This window comes from Trinickia sp. (genome assembly GCF_057351765.1).
The window spans coordinates 39830-58458 of the sequence record NZ_JBMRBK010000085.1 but is presented as its reverse complement, the minus strand read 5'-3'; the positions used below and the strand labels follow the sequence as shown (position 1 = coordinate 58458).

At 61.4% G+C, this 18629-nt stretch carries 14 protein-coding genes; 5 read left to right on the top strand and 9 right to left on the bottom strand.

The window, feature by feature from the left end:
• Positions 1 to 358 precede the first annotated feature (358 nt).
• The 4 genes from ACO1XS_RS23745 to ACO1XS_RS23730 form a co-directional block, all read right to left on the bottom strand.
• Positions 359 to 1087, bottom strand: coding sequence for an alpha/beta fold hydrolase (locus ACO1XS_RS23745; RefSeq protein WP_486391864.1), 729 nt, complete (start codon positions 1085 to 1087; stop codon positions 359 to 361).
• A 937-nt stretch (positions 1088 to 2024) separates the two neighbouring features.
• Positions 2025 to 2579 carry a YrhB domain-containing protein gene (locus ACO1XS_RS23740; protein ID WP_486391863.1) on the bottom strand — a complete coding sequence of 185 codons (555 nt, stop codon included), beginning with the start codon at positions 2577 to 2579 and terminating at the stop codon, positions 2025 to 2027.
• A 975-nt stretch (positions 2580 to 3554) separates the two neighbouring features.
• A complete protein-coding gene (locus ACO1XS_RS23735) occupies positions 3555 to 4658 on the bottom strand; it encodes an alpha/beta hydrolase family protein (protein WP_486391862.1) in 1104 nt (367 codons plus the stop codon).
• A 2-nt stretch (positions 4659 to 4660) separates the two neighbouring features.
• The gene (locus ACO1XS_RS23730; protein WP_486391861.1) at positions 4661 to 5536 is read right to left on the bottom strand and encodes an AraC family transcriptional regulator; all 876 of its coding nucleotides are present in this window, start codon (positions 5534 to 5536) and stop codon (positions 4661 to 4663) included.
• A 37-nt stretch (positions 5537 to 5573) separates the two neighbouring features.
• On the opposite strand from ACO1XS_RS23730, the gene ACO1XS_RS23725 reads away from it, so the two are divergent.
• Positions 5574 to 5924: a hypothetical protein gene (locus tag ACO1XS_RS23725; protein ID WP_486391860.1), complete on the top strand. Its 351-nt coding sequence runs from the start codon at positions 5574 to 5576 to the stop codon at positions 5922 to 5924.
• Positions 5925 to 6208: 284 nt separating this feature from the next.
• Here ACO1XS_RS23725 and ACO1XS_RS23720 read toward each other — a convergent pair whose 3' ends face one another.
• Positions 6209 to 6763, bottom strand: coding sequence for a hypothetical protein (locus ACO1XS_RS23720; protein WP_486391859.1), 555 nt, complete (start codon positions 6761 to 6763; stop codon positions 6209 to 6211).
• A gap of 75 nt (positions 6764 to 6838) precedes the next feature.
• Positions 6839 to 7243: a lipocalin family protein gene (locus tag ACO1XS_RS23715; protein WP_486391858.1), complete on the bottom strand. Its 405-nt coding sequence runs from the start codon at positions 7241 to 7243 to the stop codon at positions 6839 to 6841.
• A 186-nt stretch (positions 7244 to 7429) separates the two neighbouring features.
• Between ACO1XS_RS23715 and ACO1XS_RS23710 the strand changes: the two genes are divergently transcribed.
• The 3 genes from ACO1XS_RS23710 (at position 7430) to ACO1XS_RS23700 (ending at position 12827) form a co-directional block, all read left to right on the top strand.
• Complete coding sequence (locus ACO1XS_RS23710; RefSeq protein WP_486391857.1) at positions 7430 to 7717, top strand: HigA family addiction module antitoxin; 288 nt, start codon at positions 7430 to 7432, stop codon at positions 7715 to 7717.
• 451 nt (positions 7718 to 8168) lie between these two features.
• Positions 8169 to 10670: an autotransporter outer membrane beta-barrel domain-containing protein gene (locus ACO1XS_RS23705; RefSeq protein WP_486391856.1), complete on the top strand. Its 2502-nt coding sequence runs from the start codon at positions 8169 to 8171 to the stop codon at positions 10668 to 10670.
• Positions 10671 to 10718: 48 nt separating this feature from the next.
• Complete coding sequence (locus ACO1XS_RS23700; RefSeq protein ID WP_486391855.1) at positions 10719 to 12827, top strand: tetratricopeptide repeat-containing sulfotransferase family protein; 2109 nt, start codon at positions 10719 to 10721, stop codon at positions 12825 to 12827.
• A 249-nt stretch (positions 12828 to 13076) separates the two neighbouring features.
• On the opposite strand, the gene ACO1XS_RS23695 is transcribed toward ACO1XS_RS23700, so the two are convergent.
• Positions 13077 to 14882: a methyl-accepting chemotaxis protein gene (locus tag ACO1XS_RS23695; RefSeq protein ID WP_486391854.1), complete on the bottom strand. Its 1806-nt coding sequence runs from the start codon at positions 14880 to 14882 to the stop codon at positions 13077 to 13079.
• A gap of 137 nt (positions 14883 to 15019) precedes the next feature.
• On the opposite strand from ACO1XS_RS23695, the gene ACO1XS_RS23690 reads away from it, so the two are divergent.
• Positions 15020 to 15745, top strand: coding sequence for an ABC transporter substrate-binding protein (locus ACO1XS_RS23690; protein WP_486391853.1), 726 nt, complete (start codon positions 15020 to 15022; stop codon positions 15743 to 15745).
• A gap of 54 nt (positions 15746 to 15799) precedes the next feature.
• Here the strand turns inward: ACO1XS_RS23690 and ACO1XS_RS23685 are convergent, their stop codons facing one another.
• Both ACO1XS_RS23685 and ACO1XS_RS23680 read right to left on the bottom strand, forming a co-directional pair.
• The gene (locus ACO1XS_RS23685; protein WP_486391852.1) at positions 15800 to 17098 is read right to left on the bottom strand and encodes an MFS transporter; all 1299 of its coding nucleotides are present in this window, start codon (positions 17096 to 17098) and stop codon (positions 15800 to 15802) included.
• Positions 17095 to 18546 (bottom strand): M20 family metallopeptidase, encoded by a 1452-nt coding sequence (locus ACO1XS_RS23680; RefSeq protein ID WP_486391851.1) that lies wholly within the window; start codon positions 18544 to 18546, stop codon positions 17095 to 17097. The genes ACO1XS_RS23685 and ACO1XS_RS23680 overlap by 4 nt, the downstream gene beginning before the upstream one ends.
• Between the last annotated feature and the right edge of the window lie 83 nt (positions 18547 to 18629).

Below are 18629 nucleotides of genomic sequence, written 5' to 3'. Positions count from 1 at the left end.
CCATAACCATGCCCCGCGCGGGGGGACGACATTGTCAGCCCGGGCGTCCGCCCGAAGTGACTATCTGTCTGATTGAGGACCAGCAGCCTTTCGATCGTGAACTCGGAGATGTCATTGGCGCGCTACATCTCGTCCGTACGGCTGCAGCCCAACGTAACAACCCAGGCGCAGAACAGGCGATTGAAGAAGATCGGCGGCGACTGGGTGCAATTGCCCGTGGTCGACCCGAAGCGGTAGCTTGGTCTTCTCGAAAGCGGCCTTCGACGCCATTCTCAAATTTCATGCGATCGTCGAGAAAGTGTGCGCCGAAGGTTGAGCGGGCGAAGTTGATTCGGGCTGCTCGGTCGACAACCACTTATCAAGCCAGGAACCGCTTGATCACGGATGCAAATTCGACGTTGTCATCCAGCATCATCAGATGGCCGCTGTTCGCAATCGAGTAATCTCCAGCGCATTTTTTCAGTGCCCAGTCCGGTACGTTCCAGCCCTTGCGGGAGTGCTCACCGGAAAGCAAATAGACCGGATGCTGATCGAAGACCTCGTCGAGCAAACCAAGGTAACCATCGGTGCCCGTGGTCGTGACTACGGATTGACCCATCGCGCGGAGAGTGGATGCTGGCTGATGAGCAAGCCACCGAGCGGCAATTGTGCCGAGATGCGGAGCAGGTGTTGTAACGGCACTGCTGATCCAGGCCAATGGGTCGGTACGGAAACCGGCCAGCATGGCGTCAGCCTCGGGCTGGCTCATCCGTCCTACCGATGCGGACCAGAACGCATCGCCCAACGTGAAATTCCCTTCGACGTTGACGATCCTGCGGACGTACTCAGGGTACGTCCGCGCGAACAACATGGCGACCGCACCGCCAACGGAATGACCAACCACGTCAACTGGTGTGTCTCCAAAACGGGCATCCACGAAAGCTCGAAGGTGCTCAACTTGGCCCGGGATGGATATGGCCTCGAACGGAACGCCTTGGTGCTCGCCGTACCCGAGCAGATCGGGCGCGGCATGCGGCAACTCATACCCGGTGACATCGAGCGTACCGATGAAACCATGAACGAAAACGACGGGAAAATCGTTGTGCATGCTTGTTAGGTGTGAACGGATTCAAGTCAATGAGCCGCCGCTCAACACGACCAGTGGCGTGCCGTTGCTGAAATTGTCAACGGTTTCGACCACCGTGTCGACTGTCCGCATCTGGCCGAATCCGGGCGACGACGAGGCGTGCACCGCACCGCTGGCAAACGCGAGGCGGACGACAGATGCCGACCCTGAGCGGACATTTGAGCTTCCCGAGTGCGAATGGCTGCTTTCGAACGGGAGGAGACGCTGCTACACCGAATTATCCATCTACTTCAAACCGTCTTCGATTGCTAAGGCAAGGCGTTTCAGCGATTGACCACCTCCATGAACGTCTTGGTTGAAAACACGACTCTCGCCTACTACGATAGGAAATCGCTGCCTGGACGAGCGCTGAGTCATGCTCGAAATTATCATAGTGTTCCAGTTGGCAAGATCAAATAATGGAGACCAAGAATGGCATTCTACAAAAATGGGAACTATCTCGTGCAACAGCAGGGAGCTGAGTTCGATGTTTTGCACGCGCCAGGCGGACTGACACCACACTCCGGCATTTATCGATGCGAGGGCTGCGGGGGGAGCGCAGTATCGACGCTAGGGAATACACTTCCGCCTCAGAGCCATCATCAACATCAGTATGGCCAAGGGCCAATTCAATGGCGCCTCGTTGTGAAGGCGCACTGGCGTTGACACCTAACGGTGGGTGTCACGACGCATCAACAGGTAGCGCCCCAGTCAACACTTCGTCCTGCCGAGTGGTGGTTTAAGCTGGGGATGCGGTAAGCATGGACTGACCGGGTCGGACATTTCCTGCTCGGAGCGGCCGCCTTCGGCTACGCCACGAATGGCAGAAAGTGGCCGTGCCCCGACGACGATGCCGTCTCTACGCTCCGCGCCGCGGGGAGGTCGCAGCCCGACCCGAAGCGGTCTTCCAGACTTCCCTTTAACGGTCATTCGTCGGGTCGAATCCTCTGTACGTAACGGTGCCAATGAAGCCAATCTTCGCTAGCGCCAGCACGAGTTGGTTCGCTGATGCCACGTCCTTCGTGTCGACTAGCACCTCACTCGACGACGAAAGACAGCGGTCGACGGCATGTTTGGCTTCGGCGAGTCTTAGATGCGAATATTGGCGAATCAACGATACTGCCTCGACCTTGTTGGCACCGTCCCGCCACCCTTTAAGCCTGATTCGCTGTTCTTTGCATGCGTTCGCATCTCCACATGCGCGGTAGGCATCAATGGATTCGACTACGGGTCTGAGGTAGCTGATGAAGGCGGAATACCCATCCACGCGACTAACAAAGATCGGAGCGTTTCCGACCAGCGAGAAGCCGAATTCTCCCGTTTCGAGAAAACGAGCTGACTGGTAGTAGAAAACCCAGCCGACATCGAACTCTTGGGTGTATTCGTCGACAACAACCGCGTCGCAGCCTTCCCAACCTGCCTTGGTGATGGCGCGTTGTGCAACTTCCTTTGCTTGCTCGGCTGTTAGTTCCATCAGACGTTAGTGTGGTTGTATGTACGACCCGATTGTCACCAATTCAGACATTGAAGTCGAGTGGCCGATTGTGGCCAGCTAGCGCCCGACGACCAAGCGTAGCGATCGCCGCGGGAGCGGCCTTTCATGCAATAGGTATAACGCGACCCAAACCGGTCCTCCGCAGCATGGCGGACCGGACGGCGGCTATCGCCCTCTGACCGGTCATCCGTTGGCTAATCCTGGCGACTGGCTAACATCACGGACCGCCCGCGATTCTGCATACCTGCAAACGGGCATTCGAAATGGGGCATCATTGATGCTTCATCGACTATACCGGCCGCAGACTAACCGATGACCGCTGACGACATCAACGCTGCATGCGCGCAACTATTCGATATTTGGTGCGAACGCCGCTCTGCACGCCCTTTACGGCATCTACTGAGCGCATGGCCGCTAACCAACGGGTTGACGGACGACTGGGGTCACCTGTACGAAGCCTTACGCGGACTCCGAGCAAACTGTCGAGGGGATATCTCGGAAGCCGAACTGGTCCACGTTGAAGACCTGATTCGCGCCATCGCGGCCTTCCTTCGGCAATGAGCGGCGACCGTCGCCCCGCTCCGCTGGAATCACAAGCCACGTTTATCGCGGAGCTGCAATCTCGCTATGCTGAGACCGGCCCGGGTCGACTGGTTTCGGAAGCTGACATGGAGCGCTGGACCGAGGTCGTCGGAGCGACAAGGCGCGACGCATATGACGTGCTAGCTCGGCATCTCGCGATCGGCTTTCACAAAGGTCAATTCTCCTTCGGGTTTTGCGACGCGCTCGCGATCGCCGTAGTCGCCAGAACGACCGAGAGAGGTTTCCCGCGACCGTCCCATGATGGCCGACTACCGACGGACGCGGAGGGCCGTAGTCGACCCGTTTCTGCCATTCAGTTAAATACGTTCGAAATGACCGTTTCGGATACAAAGTCTGCCATTGGAACTTTCATCAACGGAGTGCCCCATCGAAGAACCGCAGGGCAAATTGCGCGGTTTGCTCGTGAACTGCGTCCCGATCGACGCCCGGCCCATCTTTGCACAGCGTGGCGAGTTTATCGACAGCCTCCGGAACGCAGGTGTCGAGAAAGGTATTGTGCGATGCGCCCTGGACCATCGCGACACCGGCGACGCGCATCAACCCGGCGATTCGATGGATATTGGTATCCGGTGGCACCGTGACGTCCGCAGTCCCTGCGACAAGTGACACAGGAACCTCGATGTCGGCAAGTGAGCGGCTGTCGAATGCCTCGCCCAACGCTGGGGCGATCGCGAACACCGCGTTGATTCGTTTATCCCTATATGACGCACCGGCTCTCGCAATTGATTCGCGATCCCCAGGCAAAGTGAGCATGTCTGCAGGGTTCGCGGCGCCCTTGTCGAGCCGGTTCATCTCAGCCGGACGGCAAACGGCGTCCGCCGCGGGCGAGCGACAGAACTGCTCGAACGCAGTGCGATCGGTGCGCGCGCCGGCCAACTCGAGGACCGTGTACCCACCAAGTGAAAAGCCCGCGGCCCCGACTCGGTGCGCGTCAATTCGAGGACCGAAAACCGGATCGGCCAGCATTGCATCCAGTACCTCGCTGACGTCCATTGTGCGTTCCCACCACAGCGTAAAACCTTCAGGGGTGAGCGGCTCCAGGGCGTTATTGCCTGGATGGTTCACCCCGGCCACGATGTAGCCTTCAGCGGCAAGCCTTGCGGCGAGCCAGTCGAGGCTGATCGCGCTTCCACCCGTTCCATGTGACAGCAGGATGAGCGGATATTTACTCAGCTCCCCGGAAAGAGGTGCGTCCACTGCAGCCGGGTGCACGCGAAAAATTGGATGACCTTGCGGGCCAATGTCGCGTGCCTGTTCTTCGTGTGCGGCATCAACCGGATACCACAGCGTCGTAACCAAACGTTCCGTTTTGGCGCCTCGCCAGTTGCGCTCGACGCCAGGATTAAACGCGAGTTGCGTCTCTCCAACGCTGTATCGAACGCCATCGTGTTCCTGGGCAACCGCCGAAATGACAGTCGCGATCAGGGCGGCAAGTGCGATCAGGCCACGCAGCATAGTCACCTCATCCTAATTGGAATCGCAAGATCCGTGACAGATTGGCGCTTCAGCCCAGACAAGGGTGGATCTCGATAGAGTTCCAACGCCGGTCGCTCGTCCGCCATGTAAGCGCTCAGCGGCAGCCAGCCGTCAAAAAGGGCTCGGAACGTCGGACCGATCAACGCATACGGCCCGATCAGCCGCCGTGAAGCATAAAGACCGCCTTCGAGTCGGATAGGCTGCACTGAACCGGAAGGGTCTAAGCCTGCGGTCTGCACGACGCCAGCAATATATTGAAAGCTCGCGCCGTCCTTTGGATTGCCGGAACAAAGGCCGATTACCTGATGGTTCCTCGCGGACGCGGGGTTGATGCCAAGCGAACGCAATAGCGCTCGGTACGTGTGGCCAATTGTCGATGTAGGCCCGTCATGACGCAAACCCAGTACCGTCAGCGGCGGCAATTCGACAATCGCTATCGTTTGCGTGCAATCACCGGTACGACGCTGGTCGGCCTCTCCCTCTACGGTTGGGATTTGTCGCGATTCCATGATATCGATCTGTCGAGCGCGAAACTCGCCCGGGCTTACGCCGGCGAATTTCCGGAAGGCTCGGGCGAACGCCTGCGCGCTATCGTAGCCCACGTTCGCGGCCACATCGGTGATCGAGTCGACGTTGTTGGTTAAGCGACTGGCGGCTTCTGCCAGTCTCAGCCGTTGGACCGTTTCGGCTACCGTTTCGCCCGTAAGACTCTTGTAGATGCGGTGGAAGTGATAAGGCGATACATGCGCAATCGCCGACAGACTCTCGACGGTATGGGGCGCGCTCGGTTCGGCCACAATGGCCGCAACCACACGAGCGATTCGCCGCCGGTATTCTCGTTCGGTGCCGGATTTCATGGTGGAGCAAGCTTAGCCTGCATACGCCGAAAAGGTGGTGCAGGGATTGCTGAATTGGCGAATTTGTCTAGAAGCCGACATTCGAGCGACCTTCGACACTGCCCCAGGACCGGCCGCTCCTGGCCGCACCCTGACCGACATCGCCGCCTCGACGCTCGGCGCCGCGGGGAAGTCGCAGAAGCCATGCGAGTTGCTCTGCATCTCGCGCCGCCCCATCTACTTGCGCTTCGAACTGAATGCCGAGGCGTCCCGCTGCGCGCTCGCCATCCTGTCCTTCGTTGATTTTGAATCGAATTGGCTGCCCGACTTCCTGTTCAAGCGCAGCCTGGTCCTCAATGAGCACTTGCAACGCTTCCCGCCCATGCATATTCGAACAGCTGCGCAATGACCTCGCGGCGAGCTTCGGGGTTGCGCCACAACTTGCACTCGACAAGTACGAGTCGGCCAGTCACGGAAACGCCCAGGATATCGAGGAAGACGCTCGAGGAGCCATAACGCAGCGGGACCTCGCGACACAGCGGCACGAAGCTCTCGCCGTGGCCGAACATCTCGGCCATAGGCAGCAGCGCAGGTAGTTCAAGAATCCGCTCTTGCAGCCAGCGTTCATTGTGACCATTCCCGGCAGTCAGCGCCACTCGCTGAAAGGCTACGTGTAGAGATGTCTCTACAACTCTACTTCGAGGTCTGGTGCGAACGAATGCGCTTGTCGAGATAGGCTGAAAGCGTAGGGTCGTTAGCTTTCAGGTCAAACTTCTGCGCCAAAACGGCTTGAATGAATGAGCGACACACATCTATTTTTCCGGACTGCGTTGGCTGCGCGTCGATAGCCAACGCATACACCTGAAACTGCTTATCCACGAATGAAGGAAGGTCTTTTTCTACCATCTTTCTGAATTCATCGTGAAGCGCAGGCGCGGTGCGGAGCATTGCGTCAAACTGCTCCCGCACCCTCAGATTCTCCTCAAGATAGGCATGATGACGCTCTTCCCACGAGCGCAATGCTTGATCACCAGAAGCACGCAGAGAATCGTCGTAGCCCCCACATTTGTCGACAACGCGCTTAAGAACCAGATAAGTGGACGATGGCGAGGCGGCAGCAGCTCCCATTAACTGCTCGTCGTTATCATACTTCAATACCTGGGCTACCCCCGTATTTAAGTAAAGGCCTAGTAGCAAAGCAGTGAAAAAAGTCTTCCCCAATCGTTTTTTGCTGATTATTTTTGGCATATGCCACCTCAATGCGACCGCACAATAACGCCCTCGCACAGCGAGTTATTAGATCGTACATCAACAGAGCGACCTTTACGGTCCAACCCGATGATCCGTGAATTCATAGTCGGCCATGCAATCGACCGAAGGGTCTCGCTCAATAGCCGAAACATGAACAGTATCGCTGTCTGTAAAAGTGTAGGCGTAGACATCGGGTGTAGGGACGCCCTCCGTGGTGAGTGCAATTTTGTCGTCCTTTGTTTCCCACCGGCCTCGCTCCTCATTCAAAAATTGAGTCCTTTCTGGATTTTTGTAGAACGCAACTTCGAACTTTCCGTCCGACGATCTTTTCATAGTCCACGCCATATAGGAACATTTGCCATCCTTGTCCCTCTGCCCCTGCCAGGTGCCAACCAAACGATCATCGAGAGCCGAGGCGAGATTAGATACGGAGAGAAGAACTGCAACAAGTAATAGATTTCGAGTTATGATTTTCATAGCGAATTTCGGTAATCGATAAGAGTTATAACGCTCAACCAGACACGTTGGACAGCCCGTCTGTATCTGCACATAGAGCGCTCGCACCGGCTCTACGGCAACTTGGCGTGAAACTTGAGAAACCGACTGGGAGCTATTTTCGGATTGCCGTGGTCGTCGCGACGTCCGTCCATTAAGGTGATTGCTATGACGATGATGCACAACCCCGCGCACCCGGGCGAGGTGCTGCGGGAATGGATCCCCGAAGACATGACCGTGGGGCAGGCGGCGGAGGCGTTGAAGATCAACCGCGTCACGCTGTCCAACGTGCTGAACGGTAAGGCTCGCGTGACGGCCAGTTTTGCGCTCAGGCTTGCTGCATGGCTAGGCACGTCGCCCGAGATGTGGGTCGGCATGCAGGCGCAATGGGATTTGTGGCAGGCGCAGCAGCAGCCTATCCCGAAGATCAAACCACTTCCTCGGCATGCCGCTTAACAATTTGCGCCAGCCCTCGTTCACCCCCGCGCCAACTTGAACTCACCCACAGCCTGCGCGAGCTTCGCCGCCTGCTCGCGCAGCTGGTGGGCCGCTCCCCTTGCAATAGCCAGGGTTCAGCGCCCGCCCGAAGGAGTTGCGCAGGCTGAATTTGGGTTATCGGAAGCGACGGATTGGCGTGTGCGATTTACGACTGCGATTAGTCACGAAACCGCGTGACAGGCCGATTGCAACCGGGCACAGAGGTAAGCAGAAATCAGCGTGGCACACAACTTTTTCAAAATATGGTCCGCTTTCGACAAAAAACTGTTGCGCATGGTCACGCGCACCTATAGAAAGTCGAGCAGCGTCCAGAAGCGCCAACACGGATGCGCCGCGAAAAAAGACCGATCAAGAACGGGGAATTTCAAGCATGACGAAGTGTGCAAATCCTGGGCCCAGACAGAAAGCCTTGACGATCGCCGTGGCTGCGGCCCTGGCTGCAGTGGCGCCGGCAGCGGCAGCGGTCGATACCACCATCACCACGCCGGTCGTCGGGCGCACGGGATGGACCTCGGGCAACTTCACGGTGACGACCACCGGTAGCGTCAGCACCACGAATGACATATCGATATCGGCAGGCGGCACGCTTGGCACGCTGACCAACAGCGGCACCGTCAGCGCCCCGGGAGGAATCGGCCTCATGATGAACGGCGGCAGTATCGCCGCGATAACCAACAACGGCAGCGGCACTTTCAGCGGGGGCACCACCGCGATTTTCCTCAGCTTCGGCACCATTGGTTCGCTGACTAACAGCGGCACCATCATCAGCAGTACCGGGATAGGCGTCCTCAACGGCGACCCTGTTACCACGTTCACAAACAATGCGGGCGGCACCATCAGCGGGGGTGCCTCCGGTGTCGACAACTTCGGCACGATCGGTTCGCTGGCCAACAGCGGCATGATCGACAGCGGCGCCGGCAAAGGTATCGGAAACTTCGGCACCATCACGGCGCTGACAAACAATACCGGTGGCACCATCAGCGGGACCACAGGCATCCTCAACAGCGGCGGCACGATCAGCGCGTTGACCAACAGCGGCCTGATCACCGGCAGCACGTTTGCTCTTTTCAATGACGCGTCCAGCACCCTCGGCCCGATCGCGAACTCTGGAACAATCGCGGGCAATATCGAGAACGACACCAGCCAGGATTTGACGATCAACGGCGGTTCGGGGGCAGTATTCGGCACGCTGACCGGTTCTGGCGGGACGACCGGCACGATTACCAACACAGCCTCGAACGTGGTGCTCGGCTCGGGCAACCTGCTTCTCAACGATGCGATCAACGTCGGCTCGAACACGGTCCGCAACACGGGCGCGACGCTGGCGGTGAACGCGCCGATGACGATCACGGGCAACTACAGCCAGGGGCAGGCAGCCACGCTCCTGATCGGGGTGTCCTCCGGGGCGAGCGCCACAGGCAATCCGACCGACACGGGCTATGGGCGGCTGGTGGTTCAAGGCAACGCGACGATTGCCGCGGGTTCGTCCGTGACGCTCCGTGGCACTGGCGCAGGGTATGGCTTCGCGGCAGGCCAGCGCTTTGTCGTGGTGGATGCCACAGGCACGGGCACCTATAACACCGGCGCGCTCAAGTATTCAATTGCGGGCTACACCGCCACGCTGACGGGCAGCACGGTGGCCACGAGCGGGCACACCGACCTGGTGGTGAGTATCGATAGCGTGCAGCAGAATTCGTCGTCAAGCTCGTCGGGTACCGGCACGATAACCCCGAGTTCGCCGGCCCCGTCGCCGCTAGCGCAGGCGTCTCTTGCCACCGTACCGAACGCGGCCGCATCCCTGCACGGCCTGTTCAGCTACACGGGCGTCACGCAACCGCAGTTGCTGAACCTGTACAACGCCACGCTCGCCGCGCTCAGCCAGGAGTCGGGCGCGAGCGCCAACCGCATCGGCCAGCAGCTCGGCCCGCTCAAACCCGCCTCGACCAGCCAGGCGGCATCAGTCTCCACCTTCGACGTGCTGCGTATCGTGGCCGCGCATACGAACAGCCTGCGGCTAGCGCAAGCGGCCGGCAACGAAACGGGCGTCGCCACCGGCGAGGCCGCACCGCAATGGAGCGCGTGGGGCCAGGCGTTCGGTGGTCACGCGAGCCAGGGCGAACGAGATGGTATTGACGGCTACAGCGCCAACTATGGCGGCCTGCTGCTCGGCGTGGACAAGGCGGTGAGCGAGCGTTGGCGTGCGGGGGGCGTGTTCACCTACAGCAACACGCTGATCGATGAGGCGGGCGATACGGCAGGCGACTCCACGCGCGTGAACGCGTACGGCCTGATCGGCTATGCGAGCTACACGCATGAACCGTGGTACCTGAACTTATCGGCAGGCGCGGTGCTGCAGCGCTACGACACGACGCGCGTGGTCGACTTCACGGGCTTCTCGGGCGTGGCCAGTGGCCGCTTCAGCGGCCAGCAGTACGTGGCGCGCGCGGAGGCGGGTTACCCGCTCGCGTTGCGAGGTGTGACGCTCACGCCGCTGGCCAGTTTGACGTATAGCTTCCTTCATCAGGCGAGCTATACGGAAAGCGGCGGCAATGGAGCGGCGCTGTCGGTGGGGACGACGAATACGTCGTCGGTCAGGAGCGGTCTGGGCGTCAAGCTTGAGCGTGGCTTCGCGACCTCGTACGGCGAGATCGTGCCGGATATCCAGGCGCAATGGCTTCACGAGTACGACCACACGCGACAGGCGACCGGGGCGCGCTTCGCGGCAGACCCGACGGGAGAGACGGCATTCACGACGGTGGGGCCGACGCCAGTGGCGGATCTGGCCGACGTGTCGCTGGGGGTAACGCTGCTGCGCGCGAACAACCTGACAGTGTCGGCACGGTATGAGGTGCAGGCAGCGCCGCGGTTTGTTTCGCAGACTGGGATTGTGCGGTTGCGACAGTTTTTCTGATAGTGCGATGCCCGCGCATTCAGGTCGTTCACCCTGATGGAGTCAAGCATGTCGAGTGTGCCGGGTTCTTCCGACGCCATGAGTATTCCGGAAGCGCTTGGCCGCGCTCATGCTCACTGGAACGCCGGCCAGGCCGACCAGGCTGAGCAATTGTGCCAGCGTGTGCTGGCCGCCTGGCCCAGCCAGGCTGAGGCGCTACACCTGCTGGGCCTGATGGCGCATGCGTACGGCAATCTGGACCTTGCGATTTCGCACCTGCGCGAGGCGTGCAGGGCGCCGCGCGCGCCGGCCGTTTATTCCAGCAACCTCGCCGAGATGTATCGCCAGAAGGGCCTGCTCGCGGAGGGCGAGGAAGCCGCGCGGCGGGCGGTGGCGATGGACCCGGCGCTCGCGTCCGGCTGGAACAACTTGGGCATCGTACTGCAGGAGGTGGGCAAGTTCGCAGAAAGTCTCGAGTGCCTGGAGCGCGCGATTGCGCTGCAGCCCGACTCGCCGCAGGCGCACAACAACCTGGCCAACACATCCAGACGCCTGGGCCGTATGGATCGCGCCGAACAGCATTACCACCAGGCGCTGGCGCTCAATCCTGCCTACGCCGAGGCGCACAGCAACCTGGCCTTCCTGCGCTCCACCCAGGGTCGCTACGACGAAGCGGCCGCCAGTGCGCAGCGGGCCATTGAACTTAGCCCGCGCCTCGTCGACGCGTATCTGAACCTGGCGGAGGTGGAGAGTTCCCGTCATCGCCATGACGCCGCCCTGCGCGTACTCGACATGCTCGCAGCCTTTGCCCCGCAGCATCCGGCCGCGCTCGTGGCGCGCGCGAAGGCGCTCAGACAGCTCGAGCGACTTGACGAGGCACTCGCCTTTGTCCGCCAGGCCGTGACGCTCGCTCCGAAGAGCGCCGAGGCACACAACACGCTCGCCACGGTGCTCCAGTCCCTCGGGCAGACCGACGAGGCACTCGCGCACTTCGAGCAGGCCGCGCTGCTGCCTGGCGCGGTGGCCGAGGAGGCGCTGGTCGGACGCGCCACGCTGCTCATGGAGGCGGGCCGCCGGGACGACGCGCTGGCTGCCTTCGACCGGGTGCTGGGGGCTTTTCCGGGCTCGGTACAGGCGCTTGCCGGCCGTGCCGATGCGCGGACCTTCAGGGCCGGCGACGCCGACATCGCGGCGCTCGAAGCGTGCGTCGCCAAAGGCGAAAGACGTTCGCTGACCGACCGGATTTCGGCTCATTTCGCGCTTGGCAAAGCGTACCTCGACATCCAGGACCCGGAGCGGGCCTTCCATCACCTCGACACGGGCAACCGCCAGAAACGCTCGACCTTTACCTACGATGCCGCTGCGACATGCCAGTGGATGGAGCGTGTCGCAGAAGCCTTCACACCGGAACTGTATCCCCGGCTGCCTGCCGCAGGCGAGCCGTCGGCATTGCCGGTGTTTATCCTCGGCATGCCGCGCTCGGGCACCACGCTGATCGAACAGATCGTGTCGTCGCACCCGCAGGTCACCGGCGCCGGTGAGCTGTCGGCTCTGCGTCTCGTGGTCGAAGGCAGCGGTCTGTTCCCGGCCAGGGTACCGGGAATGACGGGCGACGAGGCTGCCCACCTTGGGCGCGAGTATCTGTCACGCGTCACGCCGCTTGCCGGGGGGCGTGCACGCCTCGTTGACAAGATGCCGGGCAATTTCCTGTACGCCGGGCTGATCCCGCTGATGCTGCCCGGCGCACGTATCATCCATGCGCGGCGCGACCCGGTGGATACGTGCCTGTCCTGCTATACGAAGCTCTTCAGTGGTGAGCAGCGGTTTACCTACGACCAGACCGAACTGGGCACGTTCTACCGCCACTACGAACGCCTGATGGCGCATTGGCGCGAGGTGTTGCCCCCCGAATGCCTCATCGAGGTCGACTACGAGGCCGTGGTGGACAACCTGGAGGATGAGGCGCGGCGTCTGGTCGATTTCATGGGTTTGCCGTGGGACGACGCCTGCCTGAATTTCCATGACAACCGCCGGGTGGTGCGCACGGCCAGCGTCAACCAGGTGCGCCAGCCGATCTATAAAACATCGAAAGGTCGCTGGCAGGCTTACGCCGGCTATCTCGGTCCGCTGCTCGCGGCACTCGGGATCGATGCCCATGATGTCCAGCATCGTGCCTGACGTCACCACATCGAGCGCGAGGTCCGCCCGCTGATTGCGGCCGGACGGCAACGGAGGCGTTTGATGCAGCCATCGTACCGTTCCTCGACGCGGCTCCGTCAATGCATGGCAGCCGCACTGTCGGCGTGCTGGCTCATCGGCACACTGGCGGGTTGCGTTGCGCTGGACCCGAACGCGCGTGCCGATGCGCTGGCCGGGGCTGCTGGCGATTGCACCCGCATGCACTGCCGAACGCGGCAGTGCCCTCGTTCACCCCCGCGCCAACTTGAACTCCCCCACCGCCTGCGCGAGCTTCGCCGCCTGCTCGCGCAACTGCTCCGCAGCGGCGGCCGACTGTTCGACAAGCGCGGCATTTTGCTGCGTCGAATGATCGAGCTGCGAAAGCGCCTGATTGACCTGACTGAGCCCGGTGCTCTGCTCAGACGTAGCAACGGTAATCTCGTCGATGACACCCGTGATACCGCGTACGCTTTCGACGATCTCATTCATGGTCGCACCGGCCGTCTGAACCAGCTGCGACCCGGTCCCGATCTTCTCGACGGACGAGTGAATGAGCTCCTTGATCTCCTTGGCGGCCTGCGCGCTACGCTGCGCGAGCGCCCTGACCTCGGCCGCCACGACGGCGAACCCTCGCCCGTGCTCGCTGGCCCGCGCCGCCTCGACCGCCGCGTTGAGCGCAAGAATGTTGGTCTGGAATGCAATGCCGTCGATCACGCCGATGATATCGGCCATCTTGTCCGAGGCTTTGGTGATTTCATCCATCGTCGAAACCACCTCGCCCACGACCTCGCCTCCGCGCGTGGCCACACCCGAAGCTGAAACCGCGAGCTGACTCACTTGCGTAACCGCATCGGCCGAATTACGCGCGGTACCGGCAATCTCTTCGAGCGCGGCCGCAGTCTCCTGCAGGCTCGAGGCGGCAAGCTCCGTACGGCTCGACAAATCCTGATTGCCCTGCGCGATTTCTGCGCTAGCGACGTTGACCGATTCGCTGCTCTCGCGAATCTGCAGCAAGATCGTGCTGATCTTTTCCGCAAACAGATTGAACGCATGCGCGATCTGCGCCGCCTCGTCCTTGCCGTCCGTCGGCAATCGCATCGTCAGATCGCCGCTGCCGCTCGCCACATCGGTCAGCGCATCGCGCACGAGCAGCACGCGCTTGAATGCGGCGTTCGTCAGCATGCCCACCAACGCAGCGGCGATCAGGGCCACGACGATGATCGCGATAAGGGTGGTCGTCGCCACGGCATGCATGCCAGCCGTGACATCGGACTTGTCGAGCGCGAGCACGAGGGACCAATCCGTACCGGTGATAGGCTGCGCCCGCAGCAGCTTCGCCGCGCCGCCGATATCCACCGCAACCGGTGCCGAAGCCGATTCGAGCGCTTTGAGCGCATCCGGCGTCAAGCTCGGCGAAAGACCGGTGGCCGGTTTCATGATGAGATCGGTCGTGGCCGATGCGATCAGTTGGCCGCTCTTGTCGACGAGAAAGGCGAAGCTCGACGGCGTCGGATGGACCGACGTCACGATGCTGCTCACGCTTTCCATATAGAGGCTGGCCGCCATCACGCCTTTCACATTTCCGTCACGAACGATAGGTACCGCAAACGCAAACGCGGGTTTGCCGTTCGACGCGTCTTTGTAGAGCGCCGTCACAACCAGGTGCCCCTCGGCCACCGCCTGCTTGTACCAAGGGCGCGCCGTCGGGTCGTAGTCGGGCTTCAGCGGTACGTTCGAGAACGCCGTCTTGTCCGGCAGGCCGAGCGTCATGACCTCGAAGCCGCCCGATTTGGCCAGCAGCTTCAGCGCCGGCAGCGGGTCGCCTTCGCCGATCGTCATCGTGTCGGCAAGCGCCTGCGTCTGCTTGGCCCGGCCGGCAATCCATTCGTCGATCGCAAGCGCATGTCCGGACAGGATGGATTTGAGGTTCTGGTCAATCGCCTCGTCGTTGTGCTGCCTGACGACGACATAGGCTACGCCGCCCGTCACGGCCAGCGCTACGACGACAATGGCGACGCAAGCCGCCAGAATTCGGGCACGAATCGATGCGAGCATATCTGGTTGTTTCTCCTGGCGTCGCTTTGAGGGAAGGACGAAAGTTGTGGCTCTCGTTGCCTCTCCGTTTAACGGCCGCAACGCGCTAGACTTGAGTGTCGCGCGGCTTAACGCACCCATTCGAAGCAGGAGCATTCATGAAAATCGACGTCGACGCTTTCGCACCCACCGGCAAGCTGCGCGCATCGATCAATCTCGGCAATCCGATCCTGGCCAATGTCGACCCGAAAACGGGCGAGCCATTCGGCGTATCGATCGATCTCGCTCGAGCATTTGCCGAAAGACTCGGTGTCGAACTGGAGCTCGTCGTTTTCGACTCGGCAGGCAAATCGGTTCAGGCAGTCGGTGAGGAGCGCGCGGATTTCGGTTTTTTTGCGGTCGATCCATTGCGCGGCGAAAAAATTGCGTTCACGGCGCCTTATGTATTGATCGAAGGCTTTTATCTCGTGCACCAAGATTCGCCTATTCAAACCAATGACGAAGTGGACCAGCCGCACAATCGCGTGGTCGTCGGCAAGGGGAGCGCTTATGACTTGTTTTTGACGCGCGAGCTGAAAAAGGCGCCGATCGTTCGCGCGCCGACCTCACCCGCCGTCGTGCAAACGTTCCTCGAGCAAGGCCTCGAAGTCGCCGCGGGCGTCAAGCAGCAGTTGGAAGCCGACGCCAGGCAAATCGCGGGACTTCGGCTGCTCGGCGAACGGTTCATGGTCATTCAGCAGGCAATGGGCGTGCCGAAGAGCCGTGGCCAAGCCGCGGCTCTCGCGCTCGGCGAATTCGTCGAGGAAATGAAGGCGTCGGGGTTCGTGGCCGATGCGCTTCGAAAACACGGTATTGTCGGCGCGTCAGTGGCCCCCGCTGCCTGAGCCGACACCGGGCGCCTCCCTTTTCGCAACCCTTCTGTAACGCTTCTGTAACGATCAAACGGTCGAAGGGTACGGCGAGCCCGCCTTGGACCGGCTCACCGATGCGAGCGCAGCAAGACTGATCATCGCGGTCGCCATCAGATAGAAGCCCGGCGCACTGCGGTTCGCCGTCACACTGACGAGCCACGTGACGATCGCAGGCGTGAAGCCGCCGAACACGGTCACCCCGATGTTGTAGCCGATCGACATGCCCGTCGAGCGCGTCGCTGCCGGAAAAATCTCCGACATCAACGCCGGCAGCGCGCCGAAATAGATCGCCTTCAACAGTGCGAGCCAGATGACGAGCCCAAACAGCGCGACCGCGGATCCATGCTCGACCGCATACGAGAACGCGGGATAAACGGTCACGACGAGCACGATCCCGACCGTCACCATCTGCTTGAGCCTGCCGATCCGGTCCGACACATGCCCTGCCAGCGGCGTAACGCAGGTCAGAATGATGCCGCCCATCATCGTCGCGGCGAAACCCGTCGACGCGGGCATGTGCAGTTGGCGGATCGCGAACGTCGGCAGGTATTGCAGCAGATAGTTGACCGAAGTCGAGACGGCCAGTGCGCCGGCCGCGACGAGCACCATCCCCTTTTGCCGCATGATCACGTCGCGCACTGGTGTCTGCGTGCGTGCGGCCTCGGTAAAAGCGGGTGCGTCTTCGAGGAAGCGACGCAGATAAAGCCCGAGCGGCCCAATGAGAAGCCCGAAGAAAAACGGAACCCGCCAACCCCATGATTCGAGCTCGGCATGCGGCAGCAGCCGGGCGAGCGCAAAACCGAACGTGGCGGCGAGCAGCGTCGCGAGACCCTGCGTGGCGAATTGCCAGCTTGCAAGAAAGCCACGCCGGTGCGGCGCATGCTCGACGAGCATCGCCGTCGATGCACCGAACTCGCCGCCGGCCGAAAACCCCTGGATGAGTCTCGCCGCGAATACACCGAGAGGCGCGGCCAGACCGATCCGATCGTAACCGGGAATCAGCGCGACGATTGCGGTCCCCACCATCATCAGGCCCACCGAGGCCATCAGTGCCGCTTTGCGGCCACGCTTGTCGGCATAAGCGCCCAACACGATGCCACCGATCGGGCGCACGAGATAAGACGCGCCGAAGGAACCGAACGTCAACAACATCGAGGCCGTTTCATTCGTCGTCGGGAAAAAGTTCTTGCCGATATAGATCGCAAAGAACGCATAGATTGCGATATCGAACCATTCGAGCGCATTGCCGGCCGACGTCGCAACGACGATTTGCGTCAGGGTCAATGGCTTGCGCAAGACCGGAGAAGAAACGGGATGGCGACTCATGCCGACACTCGATGGTTGACCGACGATGCACGCAGCTCGACGATGCGCTTCGCATCGTCGCCGAGGTCCCACCAGACGCCGGCCATCACGCCCAGCGCCTCGCGCGCGACCGAGCCGAGCAGATGCTCGTTCGGCGCATGCTGTGCGCACGCGGGATACGAATGCGGTATCCAGAGCGTCGGCAAGCCGAGCGTGTCGGCGAAAACGTCGTTCGGCACGGTGCCGCCAAGGTTCGGCAGCAGCGCGGGTTTCTTGCCGGCCGTGACCCGCATCGACGAAAGCACCCAATCGACCCACGGATCGTCCGGATCGAGCCGTGTCGCGGCCGCAATCCGCTCGACCGATACCTGTACCTCCGGAAAACCATGTCGTGCGAAATGCGCCTCGAGAGAGCGGGCCGCGTTGGCACTGTCGGTGCCGACCACATAGCGCAATTGACAGGTCGCGCGAGCAACGGGCGGGATTGCATTGACGGGCGCATCCGGATTGCCGGCCTTGAAGGCCAGGACCTCGAGCGCGTTCCACGCGATGACGCGCTCGGTCGGCGTCAGCCCCGGTTCGCCCCAGTCCGGATCGATCCGCGGTCCATCGTCATCGCCGCCGAGCTCGATGTCGGCGAGCGCGCGATGCACGGCATCGGGTACGGGCGGCGGGCGGAGCCCCTCGACGACGATCGCGCCACGCTTGTCGACGAGGCTCGCGATGGCATGCGCGAGCACAATGGCAGGATTGCGCAGTACACCGCCCCAGTTGCCCGAGTGATGTGCGCCTTCGCGCAAGTCGACCGTCAGATCGAAGTTGATGCCGCCGCGCGAACCGAGAAACACGGTCGGGCGCTCGGCGCTCACGCGCGGGCCATCGGATGCGATGAAGACGTCGGCCGCGAGTGCGGCACGCTCTTGCGCGCAGAATTCCCCGAGCCCCGGCGAGCCAATCTCCTCGCCTGTTTCGAAGATGATCTTCACGTTGTAGCCGAGCTTGCCGTCGCGCGCAGCGAGCACCACGGCAAGCGCCGCAAAGTTGATCGTGTGCTGGCCCTTGTTGTCCGCCGTGCCACGGCCGTACCAGCGGTCGCCTTCCACGGTCACTTGCCATGGGGCCAGGCCCGCGCGCCATTGCTCGTCGTAACCGCGCACGACATCGCCGTGGCCGTATAGCAGCACAGTCGGCAGCTCCGCATCCTCGATTCGTTCGGCGATCAGAAACGGCGCGCTCGCGGCCACAGGGTTTTCGGCCACTCGGCAGCTAAAGCCGAGACGCTCGAGCGTTGGCGTCATCTCGTCGGTCAGATAGGCGCGCAATTCATCCGCTCTCGCCGAGTTCTGGCTCTCGGTCCGAAATCCGACACGGCGCGTAAGCTCGTCGAGCAGTTGACCCGAATCGTAGACCGCGAACGCGTCGTCGATCGCCTCCTGACGGACGTTCCGTGGGGTGTGGCTTGTAGTCAAATGACCTCCGTGGCCAATCAGCGCGATGGGAAAAGGGATTCCGAGTTGATAGCGCAAGGTTAAAAACGCCAAAAATTCGCAAC

Coding starts and splice junctions, on each gene's coding strand:
- ACO1XS_RS23730 (WP_486391861.1), bottom strand. CDS start 5,536: ATGAAATCCGGCACCGAACGAGAATACCGGCGGCGAATCGCTCGTGTG.
- ACO1XS_RS23735 (WP_486391862.1), bottom strand. CDS start 4,658: ATGCTGCGTGGCCTGATCGCACTTGCCGCCCTGATCGCGACTGTCATT.
- ACO1XS_RS23710 (WP_486391857.1), top strand. CDS start 7,430: ATGACGATGATGCACAACCCCGCGCACCCGGGCGAGGTGCTGCGGGAA.
- ACO1XS_RS23690 (WP_486391853.1), top strand. CDS start 15,020: ATGAAAATCGACGTCGACGCTTTCGCACCCACCGGCAAGCTGCGCGCA.
- ACO1XS_RS23685 (WP_486391852.1), bottom strand. CDS start 17,098: ATGAGTCGCCATCCCGTTTCTTCTCCGGTCTTGCGCAAGCCATTGACC.
- ACO1XS_RS23720 (WP_486391859.1), bottom strand. CDS start 6,763: ATGCCAAAAATAATCAGCAAAAAACGATTGGGGAAGACTTTTTTCACT.
- ACO1XS_RS23740 (WP_486391863.1), bottom strand. CDS start 2,579: ATGGAACTAACAGCCGAGCAAGCAAAGGAAGTTGCACAACGCGCCATC.
- ACO1XS_RS23695 (WP_486391854.1), bottom strand. CDS start 14,882: ATGCTCGCATCGATTCGTGCCCGAATTCTGGCGGCTTGCGTCGCCATT.
- ACO1XS_RS23715 (WP_486391858.1), bottom strand. CDS start 7,243: ATGAAAATCATAACTCGAAATCTATTACTTGTTGCAGTTCTTCTCTCC.
- ACO1XS_RS23745 (WP_486391864.1), bottom strand. CDS start 1,087: ATGCACAACGATTTTCCCGTCGTTTTCGTTCATGGTTTCATCGGTACG.
- ACO1XS_RS23700 (WP_486391855.1), top strand. CDS start 10,719: ATGTCGAGTGTGCCGGGTTCTTCCGACGCCATGAGTATTCCGGAAGCG.